The sequence below is a fragment of the Methylobacterium iners genome, assembly GCF_022179305.1.
GTDB classification, from domain to species: Bacteria; Pseudomonadota; Alphaproteobacteria; order Rhizobiales; family Beijerinckiaceae; genus Methylobacterium; species Methylobacterium iners.
On the sequence record NZ_BPQP01000100.1, the window covers coordinates 1 to 19,379 of the forward strand.

Genomic DNA, 19,379 nt, shown 5'->3' on the forward strand with positions numbered 1-19,379 from the left:
ACATCCGTGACGAGGCCTCATCCATGAACAAGATCCACGACGTACCGCTGCCTGAGGCTGCTCCGGAGGGCGTCAGGTGTGGCCTCGGTCGCGCCCGCCTCGGCCCGGCTTGGCTTTGCGCTGAGGACATGCACGCCAGCCAGGAGCGCGAGAAGATGCCGACGGGTCGGATGCCGCTGAGCGGGAGCAGCCTCAGGCAGCGGTACGTCGTGGATCTTGTTCATGGATGAGGCCTCGTCACGGATGTCGTGACGAAGCTTCACGGCAAGGCATGCGTTCTTGCGGGCGTTCGGATATGGCCACGGCCGACGGACCGCTCAACGAGAGAAGTCGAGCAGGTTGTCCGCTGCCCTCACTGAGCCGCCACAGGTCTCGCGCATGAAGTCGAGATCCTCCTTCAGCGCGGCGGACATGCCGGTGTTTTCCCACCGCGCCTGCCACAGGCGCATGGTCTGGGCGAGTTCGGACGGCGGCATGCCGTAGTAGCTCAGGAGCGCCTGCTGCATCAGGCCAAGCCGTCGCTGCAGCTCCGTCCACTCGGCCACGTACCCGCCCAGCCTCGCACGGCAGGTGTCGAGCGCCAGCACATGGCTCTCGACGATGGCAGTGATCTGGAGCAAGCCGGCTCGGGCCGACGGCGCCTTCAGGGCGGGGTTGCGGGTGAGGAGCGTCACGAGCTCAGGCGACAGGCTGGCAAGGCGTCCCGCGTAGTAGCGGTCGGCAGCCTTGGCCTCTGCCTCGGCTCGCTCGCGCGCCTGCGGCTGCTGACGCTGCTCGCCCGCCTCGCGGTCCGCCGCGGCCCTGGCCGCCTCCCGTTGCCTGTCCTCCGCCGCTTTCACCTCGGCAAGACGCTGCTGACGTGCCGACGCCTCGCGAGCCTCAGTTTGCGCCGCCTCGGCTGCAGCCAGCGCGCTTGTCTCACGATTGAGCTCGGCGCGCAGGGCGAGCTGCGTCTCGGCGGGCAGGCGTGCGGTGTCGAGCTTCGTCGCCAACCGCACGAGGCGGGCGCGGCGGTTGATCAGCGACGGATCGTTGGCGGCGGCCGCGAGCTCGGCACGGATCTCGTCGGCCAGACCGGCGTTGCGGGAAGCAGTCGCGCGATGTGCGTCAAGCTGCCGGCTCACCTGCGCCAAAGGTCCGTACGGATCGTCCAGGTAGCGTAGGACCATGAGCGTGCGCTGACGATTGGCTGGATCGGCACAGGCTGTCATTCGTCGCTTGAGCGCGTCGAAGGTAGCGCGATCCCAAGCCTCGAACGGGATGCCATAGGGTTGACTCCCCGGGATCCAGCGCTGGCGCGCGTAGAGCTCGGGGTCGACGGCAGGGCAGGGGGCCGCTTCGAGCCGGGCCGATGCGTCCGGGGACGCCTCGGCAGCGTCGCCGATCGATGCTGCGGCCAGTGCGGCAAGGCCGAGGATCACCCTCGCGAGGGGCTGAATGAACGACGGGGACAGGAGCGTCATGACGGCGCCTCCCGGCGCGGAGGGTGGCGAGTGATGGGAGTGACGGAACGCGGCGACGCCGGGGTGCTAGAAGGGGTCGTCCGCCTCGATCCAGAGCTCGTTCCTGGCCGAACTCGTCCACTGCAGGGTGAAGGCGACGTCGTGCCGGCCCGAGGTGAGGAAAACGTCGCCTGAGCACAGGCGCATCTCCGTGCCCTTGGCGGTCACGGGCACGAAGCCGGTCTCTGTGAAGGCGCCGAGCTTGACCACCGTGACGCCGGCCTGCCTGGCCGCCGGCAGCGCTTCGAGCACCTGCCGTAGCAGCCGGCGGCTCGGTGAGCTGTCGCAGGCCGGCATGACGCCGGGCGTGATGGTGATCGGGAACCGCTCGCCGGCCGAGGGGCGCCAGATCACCTTGTAGGCGCCGAACAGGCAGACGCCGAGGAGGATGCCCGCCACCGCGAGCTGCTTGTGACGCACATCGCCGGTCCTGGCGAGGTTAGCGGCATAGCGTGCCTTGAATCGGGCGAGGAGCCCGGAGTTGGAGGCGGTCTCGGGCATGAAGCTCCCCTTTGTCGCGATGCCTGAGGTTCACGGCAGGCGTCGCGAAGTTGCGGTGAGCTTAGCCTTTCATGTTGGCTATAGCCAGTGGTTAGGTAGGCCTCATGAAGGCTGCCTGTCGGTCATGATGACCGGGCGGACCTTGGTGGCGTGGAACCTGCGGCGACTGCGGGTGGCGGCTGGGCTCAGCCAGGAGGCGCTCGCACACGACGCGGGCATCGATCGGGCCTACCTCTCCGGGTTGGAGCGCCAGGTCGAGAACCCGAGCGTGGACCTCATCACTAGGCTTGCTGTGGCGTTGAACGCGCCTGTCGGCGAGCTGTTCGTGGAGCCAGCGGCCGGTGAGGCGCCGCCGCAGCCGCTGCCGGGTGGGCGGCGGCGAGCGTGAGGTCTCCGCGGCAGCAGTGCGCCACGAGGGGACATTGGCTCCCTGCCGGGAAGCGGACCTAACTGGCGCGGCTGGGTCGTGCCCGCGCGGACCTGTGTTGATCGCACAGGCGGTCACGAACGAGCGTCAGGTGTGTCCGTGACCTGGCCTCCATCCAACCCACCACCCCGTTCATTAGCGATCTGCGATGCTCTCTCTGAATGCCGAAACGGTCTCTGGCCAAGGCTCGACGCAGGAAGCGCTCGGCGCTTGCAGATCCAAGAATGGCCCAAGCTTCTTGGTGAGAGGCGCCCTTACAAACCCGCCGACGACTCAACCCGGTCCACGCACCGCACTGGCGGGCGCTCCTGCGCGCACCCTGCTAACTCAGGGAAGGGGGTGCGCTTCAAGGTAAGCCAGCGCCATCGCGCTGAAAGGAGCGTCAGGCTGGATTGCCGCCGCCCAAGCGGCACGCGCCTCACCAACGACTTCGGCCGCCAGAGGGGATCTATCACCATGGTGCTTCACGATTTTATTGTGGTAAACAATTAGCTTTGCCAACTTCCGCTGCCGTTTGACGTGATCGATGCGATCCAAGCCGAGCACCTCGACAGTTTTTCTTCCTTCGGGTGTTCTTCCAAATGGTGTCTCTCTTCGGAAGCCGATGTGGTCTCTTGGGTCGTCCGGGCCATCGGGTCGCAGCAGAAGCGGTCGCTCGACTGACACCCTATGATGGTGATCCCGAGCTCTCGCATTTGCGGCCTCAAGCGGGAACTGATTACCTTTATTCGAAGAATTACAGAACGTGCAGCTCAGAAACAGGTTATCCCAATCGTATGCCATCCAGTAGTAGCCAGGCCGGATCTGAGGCCTCCCCTTTGCCTGTTGGGACCATGATTTTGGGCGCCAATGTTCAACGTGACCGAAAGCGTACGGCTTAGGGATAAACACCTCGCAGTAGCAGCACTTTCCGTGTTGTACCCTCTCGAGAGCGCCTTTCACGGTTGAGTGCGCATAGACATTATCGTCAAACCCAAATTCCTTGCCACCTGCCTTTCTGCTCACCTGATAAGCGGCTGGTTCCAGGTCATAGGCGGCACAATGAGCTGCAGCAAGGGCCGCGCCTCTACTCGTTAGGATGTCTGGTGCAGCGCCTTTCGGACCGATCTTAATCATCGTCCGGCGCTATGGTGCCCTCAAGTCGACCAAGCTTGAGAAGCCAATCTTCGAATTCCTGATCCTCGACAGTGGCTGCTGTTGGCAACGACGCCTCGTACTCGTCCAGCTCACGTAGCCTCACCTTGTCTGTGTCAGACAACCTGCGCTTTCTAAGCAGAGAACGTCTTTCCTTAAGGAGTCTCTCCGCCTCTGGGCCTCTGGAAGTTTCAAACCCGAAAAGCTCGCTTGTCAAAACCTGATCAAATCTCCACTCTCTTGGAGCGATGGGATCATTGTCTATGACGCTCTCTTCCCCACACCAGCGAACCACAGCCACTTTTCCTCCGGCAGCCAATGTTTCCTGTGCCGTTATAGGGCTGTGTGTGGTTGCAATGAACTGAATGTTAGGAAAATGGCGCTCTAGATGGCCTCTTAGACTTCTCTGCCACTTGGGATGGAGATGAAGGTCGATTTCATCCATTAGAACTATTGCGCTTTGATGTAGGGGTTTGCCACTCAAAGGGTACGCGTTGATCATACGCCATGCCAGGTCAACAGTCCAAGCGAACATAGTTTGAGCACCTAAACTCAAGCTCGCAAGCGGTAACTTAGCCGACGGCGTCGTGACCTGCACACCCGTGTTCGCTCTGGATCGTCCGGGCACATGCGGGCCGCGGATATCGATGTCCCTCACTACCAAATCCGGGACCAAGTCAGCAACAGCGTCTTTAACTACCTGCAGCCGTTGCACGTCTTTCTTAGTTCCAGACGCCAGGGATGCGTAATGAAGGCGAGCAAGAAGCTCTTCCGCATCAAAAAGGTCGAATTTCTCGCTGAACAGTGAATCCGTAGGGTCACGGCCCTCGATCATTGCTGCGTTCGCATGGCCGATGTGTCGTGATGCGCCATAGCCGATAACGAGCGGGCCCTCCGAGCTCAATTCGTGTCTGAACTGTTTAAATTCAACATTCGTGAGCTCTTCGCCGTTTCCTTCGCAGGTCATGCCCACCTCGACTTTGACGCCTTTTGGGCCAGCGAAGGTGGCTGATATTTGGCCAACTACATCTCCTGGCGACCTAAGGAAACGAAAAATCTCGTCATTCTCATGCTGCGATAGTTCGGCCTGGGTCCATAATGGGTCGCCAAAATCGCCCCCCTTGACAAGCGCGGCCGACGCGCGCGGCGCTTCTTCCAGGATATCCCTGGCTTTTGTTTCAGTGTTATCAACGAATTCTTGTAATAGGCTTGGGATGGGACGCATTCGAGCTAGGGCTTGCATGATGGTGGTCTTGCCGACACCATTCTGTCCGATAATCAAGTTCCACTTAGCGGGCCTTCCTTTCGCGTCGGATAGATCCAACGTCTGCTCGGCCCCAAACGCTCGCACATTCTCGAGGGTCAGGGAGCAGAAGTGCAAGCGATCCGGCGGAGGCTTTCTCATCGCCGCAGGATGTCCGGCCTGAGCGTGTAAGTCCAGCCACTTACGGTGCTTCATAGAGCGTCGTCCGGCGGCTGGGTATCGAGGCCGACAGGCTAGGCTTGTGCGCGCGAGAGACCTAATGGGTCCGCTTGAAAAAGCGCTAGGCGGGAGATGATGGCGGGCGGCGAAGTACCCGCGGAAAAAATATGGTAGAAACTTTGTCTGAATTACATGATGGCTTTTGACGCGCCAACGTTCTTCCAGGATATATTTGCGAGTACCTATTTCCGCGCTTTTCTTTGTCAACGATGAGCTACGGTGGTAAGGGTACGCTGGTTGAGCTATTTTTCCCGTTCGACGGAGGCGTATTGGTATGGAAGCGGCTAAGAGGTTGGACGATAGCGTTGCCATTGAGGTTGAGGAGGATGGCCGTGACAACGTCGTGCTTGAAAGCGCGGTCCTAGAACGGCTGCTCCTAGAAGTTCAAAACGAGGAGCCTGCTGCTCCGCACGCCTATAATCGTATGCACAACCGTCACAACCGGTGAGCGCAGCACCGCTTCTCATGACAGCGATAGACACAGTTCTCCTGAAAGTCGCGAGCCGGTGCAACCTCGATTGCAGCTACTGTTATGTCTATCGTATGGGCGACGAGGGATGGCGAACCCAGCCGAAGCGCATGGAGCCTTCCGTAACAATCGCCGTAGCGGAGCGGCTCGCGGCCCTTGCAGCCGCCCAAGCTCGTGGCTTCAGCGTGGTGTTCCATGGCGGCGAGCCGCTTTTGATCGGCGCACTGCGCTTTCTTGAACTTTGCCGTGTCCTGAAGAAAGCACTGCCGTTTGATTCCGCCCTCCACCTGCAGACCAACGGCGTGCTGCTGACAGATGAGATCCTGTCGATTTGCGCAGAATACGAAGTGGGAATCTCGGTCAGTATTGATGGCCCTGCAGCCGTGCACGACCGGCATCGTCCTGACCGCCGTGGAGGTGCCTCGCATGGCCGCGTCACGGCCGCAATTGATCGACTCCGCGCCCATCCGGCTGGTGCCTCTCTGTTCACCGGCGTGCTGGCTGTGGTTGACCTGCAGGCAAACCCCGCTTCGGTCTACGCATTCCTGAAGTCGATCGGCGCGCCGAGCATCGACTTCCTTTATCGTGATGGCCACCACGACGTGCTGCCTGTCGGCAAGGCGAGCCTCCTGTCGACGGAGTACGGCGAGTGGATGAGTCAGCTACTCGACGTGTATCTTGCCGATCCGAAGCCAACGCGCATTCGCGTGCTTGACGACATGCTGAAGCTCCTGCTTGGAGGAAAGGGCGAAAAGGAAGGAATTGGGCTCAACTCGTACGGGATTCTGGTCATCGATACGGACGGAAGCGTCAACAAGAACGATACGCTGAAGAGTGCCAGGAGCGGAGACCGTTTCCAAACGAGTTGGTCGGTGCTGACGCACGATCTTAGCGAGGTTGTCTCTTCACGCGAGTTTGCGGCCTATCATCATGCCCAACTGCCAGTTGCGCCCGCGTGCCTCGCCTGTTCGGACTTGAGAGTTTGTGGGGGCGGCATGCCGGCGCATCGGTGGAGCGCATCAAACGGTTTTGCTAATTCGAGCGTATTCTGCGCCGATCAACGATACCTCATTGACAGCATGCGCGCGCACTTGGCCCGTCGGGGGATTGCCGCCTGATGCTGCCGAATTTTTCAAACGCGAAGCTCTCGAACGATCCGTTCCCGCATATGCGGGTGCCAGGTATTCTCGATTCGACTACAGCCACAGGAGTGCTCGAATGGTTGAAGACCCAGGCGCCGTGGGTGCTGCGCGTCGAGAGCTTCTATGAGCAGCACGAATTTTCACTGCTCGCAGCCGATCTCGACGGCAGCACAGAAGCTTTGACCATGTCGGAATTCGTTGGCGCCGTGAGAGACAAATTGCAGGCGAGTTTCAGCGTAGCTGCCGACTTGATCCTCGTCGATATCGCGGCGCATCGGTTGACCGCGGGCCAGACGATACGCATCCACAATGACTATCTCGACAGCGGCGAGGAGACGCACCGGCTGCTGATACAACTCAACGATGGCTGGAACTCTGATCGCGGCGGCCTGCTGATGCTGTTCGCGGACGAGCATCCGGGGAGCCTGAAGAGCATAGTCATGCCGGCCCACGCGAGCGGCTTCGCCTTCGAAATCTCTCACCGATCGTTTCACGCCGTTTCGTCGATCAACTTCGGCGAGCGTTATACGCTTGTGTACACGTTCCGAAAGGCGGCGGCCTGATGGCAGGGAGCGATGTGGCGGCATCTTCTGCGCCGCCGATATACGCGTACCTCACCCAGCCTTTCGAGCGATGGTTTGACGGTCTAGCGGCGCCGCTTGCGCGCAGCAAATGGGTTTCGATGGAGTCAGTGGGGCTCGACCGATCGAACTACGGGACGACGCGCTTCGTCAGGAGAGACGCCCGGGCTGAGCGCGATGTGATTGGCCAACTGAGCCTGCCTGCTGCTTTCGGCGTCGCCAGTCCAGTCTGTTTAGAGCTTCTACACGGAGCCACAGCATCGCGGTACGCCGATATCGGGCTCAGATATCACGAGACCGGCGAACTCGCGCCAGAACGTGCCTTCCAGGCCCTGCAGGGCGCTTTCGCAAGACTGGCAGAAGTGCCTGGCGCGGCGCGAGCAGTCGGCGCCGTGCTGGCTGCCGTCCACGTCGTTAAGCCGGACGGCCCCGAATACGATGTCAGCTATAGCGACCCTGCCGTGCCGTTCTCGATCTTCGTGGGGATCGACGTTGCAAACCAGGCTCACGGTGAGCTGCGGCTCGCCGAGTCCATCCTGCACGAGTGCATGCACCTGCAGCTCACTCTGATTGAAGAAAGCTTTCCTCTCGTGATTGGCGAGACGGAGCGTTACCATTCCGCTTGGACGGGCACGCATCGGCCTGCGCGAGGAGTGATGCATGCTCTCTACGTGTTTCGTGCAGTTCAGGATTTTTTCCGAGCGCTGCTGCATGCTGGGTGGTGCGATCGCGAAGAGCAGCGCTACCTCGAAAGGCGCCTAGTCGCGATTGACGAAGAGGTTGCGGAGACGGGCGATATGCGCGCCAGCCGCGATCTGACCCCTTTGGGGCGACGCTTCGTCTGCTGCCTGATGCAGGACTGCGGAGTCGTGGGCGCGACGACACCCTGAGGCCGATGGCGTGTCTGAAAAATGCGGGTTGAAAGGAGCAGACTTGGCCGACTGTCTAACAAGGGTCTGGTTCGGCCCTTGGAAGAAGTACTAGCGCTCCCCCCGAACGGTTCAGCCTGAGAGCGGCGCTGTCGACCCATATTTCGACTCCAAGTTCGAGTCCGTCCAATTCCTGGTGCCCGCTGCCTTGATGCTGTCCGGCGTGCGAAGGGTTAAGCCATCGGGGGACTGCCAAAGCCTATTTCTCAGCGTCAGGGCGTTGCCATGCGTAGATGCGGGCTTACCGCTCTTCTGCCGACCGCGAACCAGCCGAATGCGTGGAGCGGCCAAAATTCACATTTCTTAGCTGTCGTAAGGCCCCCTAAGCACTACTGGTTGCATGAGAATGCTCGTTCACGAGACGACTTGCCAAGTTGATGGCAGATTAACCGGTGAGTAGGCTGGCACGGCCGCCTTCCGAGCGAAGACAGACTCGTGAATGTTTGCACCCTCGGGGATCGCACGGGGCTCTGCCGCCGGAATGTAGTAACCGAATCGCGAGGTGCGCGTTTCCCACTCCTTGAATCTGTCCGCTTTCGGTACCCACTCCAGCGGACGCCAAGCGAGAGTCATCGATTGGCGTGGGCCACTCGTGATGTCAGGCGCTACGTAACTGAAGGGACTACCTTGCCGCTGGATGCCCCAGGCAAGTTGGTTGAAGGTCTGTGTACTCACGGTGAGCCCGAACTTAGCGGCCTCCTAGATCATCCAGATTAGCGGGAATTTCGATAAGCCGCTCTCGCTTTCAGGGTAGCTTCCCCCGATATCGGCGTGAACGCCCGCGAACCAAACCTGGAGCGCATCCTGCGGTTCCGCGTTGTTCGCTGGGCTAAAACGGTTGCGCATGAACGTTTGCGGTTCTTTCCAGGGCTCGAGGCGAAACATTCGACGCCTCTCATCGATTGCCATGGCTTGACGGAACACCTTGACGCTGGGATTGGCCTGAGTGAAGGCAAGCTTTTCGAGGCTGAATGCATAGAAGCGGTCTCGGCGCGGCACGATAACGCTGGCAACGGTGTCCCAAACGCCTAGAAATCGGATCGTGGGCCATCTACTCGAAACTATGCGGGCAAATTGCGAGGCGGGATCGTCAGGGGTTGCGGATGGCGCCTGACGATCGTCATCTTCGTCGATCGTGGCAGGCACTAGGTTCTCGTGATCTTGGTCACGGAGCGGCGCCGAGCTGGCCTGCTTGTAAGCTGTGAGGGCTGCGTCCGCCAGGTGACACTGTTCGGGAGCCAGCAGGCCGACCTTGTGAATCAAGCCCGCTAGAACCCGGACCGTGTAAGCACCGCGGCTAAACCCAAATAGAAAAATTTGATCACCCTCCTGATAGTTGTTGATGAGAAAATTGTAGGCTTTGAGAACGTTGTCATCTAGGCCGAAGCCTGTGGCAAGGCCCAGTACTGTGACGGTGTCTTGCTTGAACTTGATCCAGGGATTGGGTCTTGCCAGAGTTCCGACCCCGGGATCGTAAAAGACGATTTGCCGAGGACTGGTCTTTTCCGTCTTGCGGATAACGCGATATAGCTTCAGCACGTTCGAGATGTTTTCCCCGATCTCGTTTCCAGTGCCATCGCAGCAGATAACTAAATTTCTCATTTTGGGAAACACCAGCGTGCGGCAGACTCCCAGAATGTGAGAGTACGCAATATTGTTCAGATCATTCACAATGACCGACGGGGTCACCGTCGCGACCACAGCTTCTTGTTACAGACGGATTGCGTACAGCCAGACGGCGATGAAGCCGGTTTGGGTGCGAGTCTGCAACGGGTGATCGTATCAGATTAGGCTGCCTCCTCGAAGCGAACCGCTCGGTTTCCACTCAGACAAGGTCAGGTTCGACAAGACCTGCCCGGAGCCGGTCTTTCCAGTGTCGGCTTGGGTCAAACCGCTGGTTCGCAAGGACTGCCGGATCAGCCCGCCCTAGAGCGGACACTCGCAAGGTCGGCAATGGGTCGATTGTGTTGAAAAACTCGGGACGCCGTTGAATTGGCACATTTGACGAAGCTCGCAGGAGAAGAACATTCCTCTGGATCTCTGAAGATCCGTGCATCAGCGACAGAGCTCTATCTTGGAGAGAAGCTTATTCCTCTGCGTGATGAGCCGGTTGCGGTCAAAGTGGCCACCGCCGAGTTTTTCAACACAATCGGTCAATTTGAGAAGTTCCGCAGCAGCGCATTGTGTCAGCTTCTCGCTGCCGACCATGATTTCACCTTGTCGGGGTCGGAAGCGTGCTCACGCTTGCGGCGACGGCTAAGGCTCCAGGAAAGCAATCAACTGCTGACGCAGAAGCATTGCCGACGAACCTCGGCATTCTGCTGACGCGTTTGGCGAAGTCGGTGCTGAAGCGCAGCGACCTGCCCGTCAATCAGCTCGATGTCGGCAGGCGCGGATGTAGGGGCAAAAAGCATCATGTCCCGCCGGTGCTGCAGACGGGCAAGGAACTGCTCGTAGTCTTGTGTCTCCATTTCGATCTTGCTGCCGTCCTCGATGACGGGCTCGACGCTGTCCCACTTTGGCGGAGGTTGGTAAGGATCGATCACAAGCTGCAGCGTCGGACCTGCACTGCCGTCGAAGGCTGTTCTTAGTGTCTCATGCAGTGTCGAGACATGAGCCATTGTGCGTTCGGGCCGGCCCTCCTCAAAATGCTGATGCAGCGTCCAGCACCATGCGTTGGCACGCAACGGGTTCAGCTCGGGATCCTTGTCGAAGTGGAGCAGGGCGGCTTGGTAGAGAACCTGACGAAGGCGTGGAACGGCGCGTTTGAGCTGGTGTAGCCGCAATGTGGAAGCCGTTTCGAGCAGTGGATGGGCGAGTGTGTAGACGAAGCGATAGGTGAGCGTCTGGGTGCCGGAGTCCTCCAGCAGCTCCTCGTCGAAGGTTTCGACATCGTGGATGAAGGAGTCTGCGACGATGGGCGATACCCTAGCGAGGTAGCCGACACAGACACTGAAGATGTCGAAGGCTCGCGTGAGCGCGGGAGCGAGGGACACAGCGGGATCACTGGTTGCGGCGCGAAAGGCTGCGAGCTGCCGTGTGAGCGTCACACGAGCCCAGCTACGGCATTGCTCCTCTTTGCGCGGAACGGGGCTGGTGAGGAGGGTGACGACGTTCGTCGGATGGCGGTGCATGGAGGTAATCTCCAGTCTGTTGAGGTTTCAGCCGGTCTGTAGCGGTCGAAGCGAACTTTTTCGGGGTCACGGGTGCGCGAGTCGCGTGAGGCAACACCGCTACACACGGGACTACGCCTTCGGCACGGAGTACCGGCGCTGCGGCTCGAGCTCTGCGGGCGGGGTGTCGGCGTCCGTCGAACGCCACTGGCCGCACTCGTGGAGCAGTTGCGCGATACGGTCCTCCAGCCAGTCTTCGCGCTCGACGTCCCAGGACCCACAGCCCTGCAGCGTCCCGCGGCGAGCTTCGAGCTCCGCGATCTTCTCGTCGTACCCGCCACACCCCCATTCCTGCGGCAGGCGCGCCAGGTAGCGGCGGAGCGAGAAGCGAGGCCAGAGAGCGGCGTCCGGCGCCCGCGGGTAGACGGCCTGGTGCGGGACGACGCAGAGCAGGTCGCGGAGGCGGTCGACGGCCGCGGTCGCGTTTGCCGGGTCCCCGAGGTGGAAGGCCCACTCGAACTGTCCGCAGAGGCTCGAGAACGGCTCGAAGTGGATGTCGGGTTCGACCACGAGGAAGCGCAGCAGGCCGAGCTCGATGACGGCGCGCAGTCGGCGGTTCAGCACGCGGTCGACGGACAGGCCGAGCTCGCGCTGGGCGAGGCGGATCGGCAGGTGGAGCGCGTCGGGGGCAAACCAGAGGGTCTCGTGCGTCACCTTGTCGACGCAAGGATGGCTCATGAAGGTCAAGGTGACTTTGTCGAACTCCCGGAACACTTCGTAGGGGCTAAGCCAGGCGACGCAGCCGGCGCTGACGCGAAGAACGTCGAGGGCACGGTCGCGCACGACAGGGTAGGGGGTGACCGGGTCGTCCGCCGCGGCGGCGAAGGCGGCGAGCAGGGGCGGCAGCGTGGCGCGGCCCAGGGTGCGGACGTCATCGTCGGAGACATTGGCGGGCACCTCGATGGCGGAGGATGGCGCGTCGGACATGGTGGGCTCCAGGTTTCTGGGTGGGGTGGACGGGGCTAAGGACCGGTCCGGCCTCGGGACCAGTGCCGGGACGGATGTTCGGTGAAGGTGCAGACCGATTGTTGGGCACTGATTGCGGTCAGCACCGGAGGCGCTGAACGACAGTCGCGCCGACGGAGGGGCGCGGTGTTGGTGGTCGACGGCTGAAGAGGGTCCGCCGCAGCGATGGTCGGGGATCAGTTCAACCCGTCCGCTGTGGCCGTCGAAGGCGCGGTGACGAACGCGGGGACGCCGGAGCCTCGGGCCAGGAGGACGCTGGCCGCCTTGCCGCGCCGCAGGCCGATCAGGAGGCGGTCGCTGTCTTCCGCTGTGGCGAGGAGCCACCGCAGCGTGTCCGACAGCAGATGCACGAAGGGCAGGCGCGAGCGTTTGGCCGGCGGTGCGCCGGGTGCCCGCAGTCCGGAACCCGGGGCGAGATCGAGGGACAGCATCTCCGAGGCTGCGCTATGCCACGACAGCGCGACGTCAACGCCATGCTCGGGGATGCCGCCGCTGGCGCGCAGGCAGGCAAACAACACGGGCCATTTGATCTCGAAGTACACGCGGCAGGCACCGTTGAGCTGATCCTCGTGTGCGCGATCCTCGCCGGGCGTCGCGGGCGGACCGAGGGTCGCGTGGAGTTCGGAGGTATCGAGCAACAGGCGGGGATTGGGTGGCTGTGGGCGGGCGAGCAGGTCGCTCGGGTGCGCGAGGACGCGGGCGAGGGCGCCGAGCGGGAAGTCGGGGGCCAGGAGCGAGGCCGGCCAGCGGATGCCGCAGCTGACAAGCGCGGTGGGGTTGCGTCCGCCCTGTGCGCCGACAGAGCGCGTAGAGGCGTCGTGGGGGTCGCCTCGCGGCGTCAGATCGTAGGATGCGCTGCGCAGCCGAACGTCGATCCCGCGCAGTGCGTGGATGTAGTCTGGTGCCGTCTCGAACGCGGCCGTCACCACCGCGGTCTTGCCTCCAGACGCGATCGTGACGCGTCCAAGCGCCGGCTCGAGAACCAGATCGAGGCGCCTCACGGTTGCGACGGACGAGACGCGTCCGAGATGCTCCGCGCGGTTTACCAAGGCAAGCGCCTCGCTCACGCTTAGGGTGAGACCGCTCGCGGGCAGGTTGTTTCGGGGGCGCCTCAGGCCCATGGTGGATGTGAAGCGGGCACCGTCCCAAACGGTGCTGAGTGTCAGCGCGTCCGGCTGCAAGCAGACGTGGGTGGGCACGGGTTCCGCGTCGCGGGGCGCCTGGATGGCCGTGTAGATCTGCTCGAGGACGAGGCGGTCGAGGGTGACGCGATAGGACACCGGGACGCGCGCGGAGGAGACGGCTGCGGACACCCCCGCGGATGCACCTTCGACGCCCTCGGTGGTGGCGGAGGGATGATCTCCCGTATGCGGATGAACTACGAAAGTGTTCTCGATCATGCCGTTAGACCCTTAGACATGTGCTTACCACCAGATCTGCTCTGGATGAATGCAAGTCATAACAGGTGATAAGGCAAAGTATCTATAGTCTTGTGTGCCTCGAGGTAGAGCGTTATCGATGAAGATTGACCAGAAACTGCTTTGACATAGGCTTCATGTTCGCGCGCGGTGACTGCGGAGAAGCATGCGCCGCAGGTGGAGCACAGGATGATGGCTGCAGACAGGGTAACGGCAGGAGAGTGGCAGGAAGCCCGCTGTGCTGATGACGCGTCGGGCCTCCTGCGCGCAGCGTTGGTCAGGCTGCCGTCGCTGCCGACCGCGCTTTGGCGGAGCGTTTTGTCCGTTGGGTCGCCGTAGGCCGAAGCGATGAACCCGCGGTGGGGGAGGGCGCCTCTGGGTGGTTGATGACGGCAGGCGTTGGCGCGGCAGCAGCCGGTGCCGCCGAGGCGGGGGCAGGCGCCTCCTCGAGACCGAGCTCGCCGTCGATCAACCAGAGGTCGGTGTAGCGGCGGTGTAGCGCCCGCGCCGTGTCCGGCCGGCCGGCGGTCGCAAGGGCCGCGAAGACCTGCTCGAGCGTGAGATAGATGAAGGGAATGCGGCCCTGCACGGGGTCGCTGAGTAGGCGGGCGTAGCTCGCTGCTGCCGCCGTGACGAGATGATTGTGGGCCGGCGCGATGAGCAGCTGCATGGCGGTGTCGGCGAGATCGGCATCGAGCAGGGTGGCGCCCAAGCAATGTTGTCGAAGTAGCTGCTGGACGGGATTGCGGAAGAGACGCGGATCGGCGGGGTCGACGAACAGGCCGGCCGTCGGCGCGATTTCGGCGCAGCGACCGGAGAAGCGGGGGAGGGGCTCCTGGCAACCCTCAGAGTACTTCGCCTCCACGCCGATGAAGACCCGCTGCCCGGTGGCGGATCTACCACGGATGGCAAGGTCCCACGCCGTCCCGTCCTGCGTGAAGCGAGGATCGCCGCGGCCGGGGGAGTGCTCGAAGAGGACGTGCGTGACCTCCGCCATGAGGCCCGGCAGGAGCGCGTCGACGAAGCGGGTGGCGAAAGCGAGATCCCGCGCGAGGTGGCCGAAGGCGTTGAACACGAGCGGCTGGCTGCTCAAAAGGTTGAGCTTCAGTCGGTCGAGTTCGTAGACGGCCCCGAGCTCGCGGTAGACCAGCGCGCGGTTGACCACCGGCAGGATCTCCGGGTCGATGAAGTTCCCGCCGAGCTCGCCGGCCTTGCTGCTGATCAGCGAGCCGAGCTTGCGGCGCGGGCCTGGCGGCTCGCCGAGCGTGCCGATGGGCAGATCGCGGTCCTCACGCCAGAGGGCCTGCAGAAACCTTGCGGCTGCCTTGAAGCGATGGTCGGCGGGGATGAAGACGTGGTGCTGGCGCCGCAGCGCTTCGGGGATGAGCGGGATCTGCGGCAGCGGGCCGAGGTGGCTCGGATCGAGGCAGCCTGGATCGGGCAGGGTGGACGACGAAGGGCTGCGGTCGGCGTCATTCTGGTGCGGAGCGGGAAGGGCGAGGGCGTGCGTGGCCATGGAACGGTCCCGGGTTGCGGCCGCAAAGCGCGGTCCGGGACAGCTTCATGTCGACGGGCGAGAACTTGAGAGGCGAGGTCCGGAATTTGAGGTGACGAAGTCAGGAGAGCGCTCGAGCTCGGGCTAGGATCTGGACCTCACCTCAGCGATGAACCAACTCCATCATGCCGCCTGGCTTTAGTCACCCACAGCCATTTTCACGCGCCACTGGAAACGGCATGACGGGAGCGCTGAGAGACCTACGCTCCGCCCCGTCCCTGCAAACGTCTCTTGCCGCTTTCCTGTATGGCCCCTTCAACCGGATCGCCACCTCTGGCTTCCCTCTACCGCGAACTCCGCACGTCCGCTTTCCCGCCTTCCCTCCACCTACCTCCCCACACGCACGCCCTTTCTCCACCTTCCACCCACTTCCCCCTGCACTTCTCTCCCTCTCCTCACTTCTTCATAATACCATGCAGTCAACTCAGTTTCTACTGTATTGACGCCGTAGACATACAGCGTTATCTGTCATTTTTCTGCTTACCTGCTTGCTCGGAAAGTCGTTGCATGTAGCTGAACTTGTTAACGCCCCGCCTACTGCAATCTGAGGGAGGGGCGTTCGGATCAACGAGCAGGATCCTAGATGGTTTGGGGGACTACCGGCGTTTCTTGCACGACCGGTCGGGACCACGCCGGGATTGGGCGCGTTGCTGCTTCCTGGGACACGTGCGCCGGACCGGGAGGCTCAAGGCCGAGGATCTGAGCGAAGGCCTGAAGACCACGCTCGGCCAGCAGCCCTGTGTCGCCGTCGCGCAGAATGGTGCCGCGCCGCGGGTAGTAGTTCCAGCAGTCGACCTTGAGCTGCGTTGACGAGGTGCGCTGGAAGCGAACCTTGTTGCGTGAGAGGAACACGATGGCCTCGGTCATCTCCCTCGTGTCGTTGGGCTGGATGACGCGACCACGCGGGTAGAGGACGTGCGCGGGCGGGCTGGAGCGGCGTGCCATGAGAGTCTCCCTGCTAGCTCGCAGCAAAGCCGTCGGGCAGCAGCGCCGGCGATATCCTACGAGCAACTAGGTATATAGTCTTGACAACGAAAGTTTGCCGGGTCTGGATCGACGGACGTGCAGGCCTCGCGACGGACGCCTGTTCGCCCTGTGCCTTCGACGAGCACTCTGATCAGCGATGTAAGCGAAGGCGTTCAGGTGAGGGCGGGATTTGCGGAGCGGCGGCGGACTTATAGCAGGGGATTGAAGGGCTGCTCCGTACTTGGCCGTCGAGCCCGCCTGGGACTGGGATCCCAGAAACCAGCCATCAAGGCACGGATGCGCTGATCCTCGCGCGAGAGTGCTGCCAAGTCTCGTACCAGGCTGTCGCCCGCCTGCACGCCGTCGGTGATCTCCACGTAGCCGTCGGCGGCGAGCCCCACGGCCACGCTCGTCGGGCGCAGCTGCCCGGCACCGATCTGCAGCAGGACCTCCTGCGAGCGACCGAGGGTCACGAGACAATCCGCCGGTACCAGCACGGCGTCCCGGCGCGTGTCCGGCGTGTCGAGCTGCAGGCAGGGCAGGCCCGCCGGGACCGACGCAGCCAGCGAAGTTGGAAGCGGGAGGCGGACCCTGATCCGTTCGTTGCCGTCCTCGCGCTGGACGGCCTGGACCTCGAGGAGGGGCAGACCGGCCTCCGGATGGCGATCCATATTCTCATTCCGCCAGCGGGCGCCTACCTGTGGCGACAGGCGCTCGAATTCGGCCGGGTCGAGGTGGAGCACGGCAAAGGCGGTGTTGGCCGGCGTGAGCGTCAGCAGCGTGGTGCTCGCTGCGACTTCCCCCGGCTTCGCGGTGAGATCTTCCACCATGCCCGCGAGGGGCGCAACGAGGGAGATCTTCGCGAACGACATTTGCCGGCGGCGCAGGGTGTTGAGATGAACCGCGTCGAGGCCGAGCGCGCCGAGCGCGTCGCGCAGATGTTCTGCCTCCGTTGCCCTGGGCGTGAGCGCGGCCAGGTAGGCCTCCTGGGCCGCCAGCATCTCCAGCGTGACCTGGATCGTGGCGAGACGCTGGCCGGGGGCCACCACGTCGCCCGGTGCCAGGCCCGGCGCATAGGACAGCGTGCCCGCAACTGCGGCTGTGAGCTGGTGCGCCTGCGCGCCCGCGGTGATGCGTTCGATGCGCGCGATTGCATTGACGTGATCGCTGATCCGGTCGCTGCGTGCGGCAAAGACCCCGATCTTGAGCCGGCGCCAGGCATCCGGCGAAAGTCCCAGTGCGCTGCGATGGGCTTTCGCGGCGTGCCGGCTCACGTCCCCCATCAGAGCGAAGGGCGCGGGATCACGCGGGGGGCGGGGCCGTTCGAACGCCCGCGCCGGGTCGTACGGTCTTCGGCGACCCTGGGGGGCTGTTGCGACAGTCCGGGGTGCCGTTGGCGTTGCAAGCCCAAGATAGACGCGCTCGAGCCCGCGCGGCGGCAGCTTGTAGGGCCGGGCGGCCCGGCGAGCCGCGAACACCGCCTCGGCCATGGCCGGCGTCGGCTCCACCGCCACCTCTACCGTGACTGATGCGCCCAGCGGCAGGCGGCCGTCGGGATCACTTACGGCAAGTTGCAGGCGGGGTCCTTCGGGGCGCTCCTCGAAGCGGCGCAGGGTCGCCGACCAGGTGCCAGCCCCGCTGCGCACCGTGCAGCGCGTGATGCTCTCCCGGTCGATGGGCCCGTGGTAAGGGTGGAGCTGCAGCGTCACGACAGCGTGGCCGAGGACCTGGAACAAGGCTGTGTCGGCAGCGAAGCAGGTGCCAACGGTAGGCGCCGAGAGGAGCAGGCCTGCAACCGGCGTGGTGACGAACCTACCGGGACCGTCGTCTGACGTCTCCGGATCCATGGCACGCAGGATGGGCTCGTTGCGGTCCACGCGGGCACCGGTCCGCCGGAACACTTCGACGACGCGACCGGGGCCGGAGGCGTGCGCCACGACCGGCGCGTCGGCATCCAGGCCCGGCGTCCCCGTGATGGTGAGGGTGTGCGGCCTCGTAGCGTCGCAGCCCGGGCTCACGGCAGCACCACGCTGATCGTCTCGGCGGCGCGGGTCACGCCGGTGTATCTGAAGCGCGAGCCGTCCTCGCGAAAGGCGTCGGCCTCATCGAACAGGACCACGCGGTTCCATTGCGAACCCTGCGCCTTGTGCACGGTGAGCGCGTAGCCGAACGTGAACTCATGGAGCCCTCGGCGCTCCTTGTCCATGAGCGTGTGCTCCTCGCCGCTGAAGAGGGCCTCGTGCACGCTGACCTCCTTGCCGCCGACGCTGCCGTCCTCGGAGCGGATCGCCAGCCGGATGACGCGCGGGTCCTCCTGCGGCAGCACGGCCTCGACGAGCCAGATCTCACCGTTGAGGAGGCCGCTGCTGGCGCGGTTGGCCAGGCAGACGAGCCTGTCGCCAACGACCGGCCAGGGTTCACGCTGGCCCTGGAGCTCGCGGATGCGCGTGTTGAGGCGCCGGCGCGTGTCGTTGCGGCCGCACAGGACCTGATCGGCAGCCAGCACGGTGTCAACGTCGAGCTCGAGGATGGACAGGACGGCGCTGTCGCCGTAACGCCCGGGTTCGAGCCGGCGGCGCTGCCGGGCATGCGTGGCAAGAGCGATGATGGGGTTCCCGGCAGCCTGCCGGTGGATTTCCGTCAGGAGGACGTCCGGCTTGGCATTGGTGAAGAAGCCGCCGCCCTTGACCGGCGGCAACTGCGCGGGATCGCCGAGGACGAGGATGCGCCGATTGAAGCTCAACAGGTCCTTGCCGAGCTTCTCGTCGACCATGGAGCACTCGTCGATGATCGCCAAGGCGCTGGTGCCGAGCTCACTGAACTCGTTCAGGACGAAGCGGGGCTGCCGCGTCAGATCGTCGGTGACGCGCCGGTAGAGCAAGCTGTGGAGGGTCATGGCGTCGCCGCAGCCCTTCGCCCGCAGGACGGACGCCGCCTTGCCGGCGAACGCGGCGAAAACCACGCGCGGCAGGTCAGCTGCGATTGCACGCGCGAGCGTCGTCTTGCCGGTACCGGCGTAGCCGAACAGGCGGAAGACCTGCGGCGCTCCAGGCGTACGCAGCCAGGCCTGGACCTTCTCAAGGGCGGCCATCTGCTCGGGGCTGTAGGTAAGATCGGGGGCGCTCATTGTGGT

The 19,379-nt window shown here is 63.3% G+C and carries 17 protein-coding genes and 1 pseudogene; 6 read left to right on the plus strand and 12 right to left on the minus strand.

All coding sequences use genetic code 11. The features are described 5' to 3' along the window. A partial coding sequence (locus tag MFF55_RS24525) for a hypothetical protein (protein ID WP_238246734.1) occupies nucleotides 1-230 on the plus strand: 230 nt, incomplete at its 5' end. 87 nt (nucleotides 231-317) lie between these two features. Here MFF55_RS24525 and MFF55_RS24530 read toward each other — a convergent pair. Continuing rightward, a complete protein-coding gene (locus MFF55_RS24530) occupies nucleotides 318-1,463 on the minus strand; it encodes a hypothetical protein (RefSeq protein WP_238246735.1) in 1,146 nt (381 codons plus the stop codon). A gap of 66 nt (nucleotides 1,464-1,529) precedes the next feature. Then, nucleotides 1,530-2,003 (minus strand): hypothetical protein, encoded by a 474-nt coding sequence (locus tag MFF55_RS24535; RefSeq protein WP_238246736.1) that lies wholly within the window; start codon nucleotides 2,001-2,003, stop codon nucleotides 1,530-1,532. 124 nt (nucleotides 2,004-2,127) lie between these two features. On the opposite strand from MFF55_RS24535, the gene MFF55_RS24540 reads away from it, so the two are divergent. Next, on the plus strand, nucleotides 2,128-2,391 hold the full coding sequence (locus MFF55_RS24540; RefSeq protein WP_306421473.1) for a helix-turn-helix domain-containing protein: 264 nt from the start codon (nucleotides 2,128-2,130) through the stop codon (nucleotides 2,389-2,391). A 366-nt stretch (nucleotides 2,392-2,757) separates the two neighbouring features. Here MFF55_RS24540 and MFF55_RS24545 read toward each other — a convergent pair whose 3' ends face one another. Further along, on the minus strand, nucleotides 2,758-2,967 hold the full coding sequence (locus MFF55_RS24545) for a hypothetical protein (protein WP_238246737.1): 210 nt from the start codon (nucleotides 2,965-2,967) through the stop codon (nucleotides 2,758-2,760). Between the two features lie 571 nt (nucleotides 2,968-3,538). Next, nucleotides 3,539-5,023, minus strand: coding sequence for an AAA family ATPase (locus MFF55_RS24550; RefSeq protein WP_238246738.1), 1,485 nt, complete (start codon nucleotides 5,021-5,023; stop codon nucleotides 3,539-3,541). A gap of 298 nt (nucleotides 5,024-5,321) precedes the next feature. On the opposite strand from MFF55_RS24550, the gene yhhA reads away from it, so the two are divergent. The 4 genes from yhhA to MFF55_RS24565 are packed head-to-tail and all read left to right on the plus strand — an operon-like array spanning nucleotide 5,322 to nucleotide 8,129. Beyond that, entirely contained in the window at nucleotides 5,322-5,495 is a 174-nt protein-coding gene (gene yhhA, locus MFF55_RS27245) for a YhhA family cyclophane-containing RiPP (RefSeq protein ID WP_373874866.1), read from the plus strand. Between the two features lie 17 nt (nucleotides 5,496-5,512). Then, nucleotides 5,513-6,634, plus strand: coding sequence for a cyclophane-forming radical SAM/SPASM peptide maturase YhhB (gene yhhB, locus MFF55_RS24555; protein WP_238246739.1), 1,122 nt, complete (start codon nucleotides 5,513-5,515; stop codon nucleotides 6,632-6,634). Further along, complete coding sequence (gene yhhC / locus MFF55_RS24560) at nucleotides 6,634-7,221, plus strand: cyclophane-containing peptide 2OG-Fe(II) oxygenase YhhC (RefSeq protein WP_238246740.1); 588 nt, start codon at nucleotides 6,634-6,636, stop codon at nucleotides 7,219-7,221. The genes yhhB and yhhC overlap by 1 nt, the downstream gene beginning before the upstream one ends. Next, the gene (locus MFF55_RS24565) at nucleotides 7,221-8,129 is read left to right on the plus strand and encodes an aKG-HExxH-type peptide beta-hydroxylase (protein WP_238246741.1); all 909 of its coding nucleotides are present in this window, start codon (nucleotides 7,221-7,223) and stop codon (nucleotides 8,127-8,129) included. Before yhhC ends, MFF55_RS24565 begins: the two co-directional genes overlap by 1 nt. A gap of 393 nt (nucleotides 8,130-8,522) precedes the next feature. On the opposite strand, the pseudogene MFF55_RS24570 reads toward MFF55_RS24565, so the two are convergent. From MFF55_RS24570 to MFF55_RS24605, 8 genes and pseudogenes are all read right to left on the minus strand, one after another. Next, a pseudogene (locus tag MFF55_RS24570) lies at nucleotides 8,523-9,770 on the minus strand (T6SS phospholipase effector Tle1-like catalytic domain-containing protein). Between the two features lie 674 nt (nucleotides 9,771-10,444). Then, nucleotides 10,445-11,302 (minus strand): hypothetical protein, encoded by an 858-nt coding sequence (locus MFF55_RS24575; RefSeq protein ID WP_238246742.1) that lies wholly within the window; start codon nucleotides 11,300-11,302, stop codon nucleotides 10,445-10,447. Nucleotides 11,303-11,413: 111 nt separating this feature from the next. Further along, entirely contained in the window at nucleotides 11,414-12,268 is an 855-nt protein-coding gene (locus MFF55_RS24580) for a hypothetical protein (RefSeq protein ID WP_238246743.1), read from the minus strand. 215 nt (nucleotides 12,269-12,483) lie between these two features. After that, on the minus strand, nucleotides 12,484-13,707 hold the full coding sequence (locus MFF55_RS24585; protein WP_238246744.1) for a hypothetical protein: 1,224 nt from the start codon (nucleotides 13,705-13,707) through the stop codon (nucleotides 12,484-12,486). Between the two features lie 295 nt (nucleotides 13,708-14,002). After that, entirely contained in the window at nucleotides 14,003-15,241 is a 1,239-nt protein-coding gene (locus MFF55_RS24590; protein ID WP_238246745.1) for a PGN_0703 family putative restriction endonuclease, read from the minus strand. 618 nt (nucleotides 15,242-15,859) lie between these two features. Beyond that, a complete protein-coding gene (locus tag MFF55_RS24595) occupies nucleotides 15,860-16,225 on the minus strand; it encodes a hypothetical protein (protein WP_238246746.1) in 366 nt (121 codons plus the stop codon). A 230-nt stretch (nucleotides 16,226-16,455) separates the two neighbouring features. After that, complete coding sequence (locus MFF55_RS24600; protein WP_238246747.1) at nucleotides 16,456-18,264, minus strand: efflux RND transporter periplasmic adaptor subunit; 1,809 nt, start codon at nucleotides 18,262-18,264, stop codon at nucleotides 16,456-16,458. Further along, complete coding sequence (locus MFF55_RS24605; RefSeq protein ID WP_238246748.1) at nucleotides 18,261-19,373, minus strand: ATP-dependent DNA helicase; 1,113 nt, start codon at nucleotides 19,371-19,373, stop codon at nucleotides 18,261-18,263. Before MFF55_RS24605 ends, MFF55_RS24600 begins: the two co-directional genes overlap by 4 nt. Nucleotides 19,374-19,379: the final 6 nt, after the last annotated feature.

Excerpts from the sequence above, each read along its gene's own strand:
- MFF55_RS24530 (WP_238246735.1), bottom strand. The coding sequence starts at position 1,463 with ATGACGCTCCTGTCCCCGTCGTTCATTCAGCCCCTCGCGAGGGTGATC.
- MFF55_RS24535 (WP_238246736.1), bottom strand. The coding sequence starts at position 2,003 with ATGCCCGAGACCGCCTCCAACTCCGGGCTCCTCGCCCGATTCAAGGCA.
- MFF55_RS24540 (WP_306421473.1), top strand. The coding sequence starts at position 2,128 with ATGATGACCGGGCGGACCTTGGTGGCGTGGAACCTGCGGCGACTGCGG.
- MFF55_RS24550 (WP_238246738.1), bottom strand. The coding sequence starts at position 5,023 with ATGAAGCACCGTAAGTGGCTGGACTTACACGCTCAGGCCGGACATCCT.
- yhhA (WP_373874866.1), top strand. The coding sequence starts at position 5,322 with ATGGAAGCGGCTAAGAGGTTGGACGATAGCGTTGCCATTGAGGTTGAG.
- yhhB (WP_238246739.1), top strand. The coding sequence starts at position 5,513 with ATGACAGCGATAGACACAGTTCTCCTGAAAGTCGCGAGCCGGTGCAAC.
- yhhC (WP_238246740.1), top strand. The coding sequence starts at position 6,634 with ATGCTGCCGAATTTTTCAAACGCGAAGCTCTCGAACGATCCGTTCCCG.
- MFF55_RS24565 (WP_238246741.1), top strand. The coding sequence starts at position 7,221 with ATGGCAGGGAGCGATGTGGCGGCATCTTCTGCGCCGCCGATATACGCG.
- MFF55_RS24575 (WP_238246742.1), bottom strand. The coding sequence starts at position 11,302 with ATGCACCGCCATCCGACGAACGTCGTCACCCTCCTCACCAGCCCCGTT.
- MFF55_RS24580 (WP_238246743.1), bottom strand. The coding sequence starts at position 12,268 with ATGTCCGACGCGCCATCCTCCGCCATCGAGGTGCCCGCCAATGTCTCC.
- MFF55_RS24585 (WP_238246744.1), bottom strand. The coding sequence starts at position 13,707 with ATGATCGAGAACACTTTCGTAGTTCATCCGCATACGGGAGATCATCCC.
- MFF55_RS24590 (WP_238246745.1), bottom strand. The coding sequence starts at position 15,241 with ATGGCCACGCACGCCCTCGCCCTTCCCGCTCCGCACCAGAATGACGCC.
- MFF55_RS24595 (WP_238246746.1), bottom strand. The coding sequence starts at position 16,225 with ATGGCACGCCGCTCCAGCCCGCCCGCGCACGTCCTCTACCCGCGTGGT.
- MFF55_RS24605 (WP_238246748.1), bottom strand. The coding sequence starts at position 19,373 with ATGAGCGCCCCCGATCTTACCTACAGCCCCGAGCAGATGGCCGCCCTT.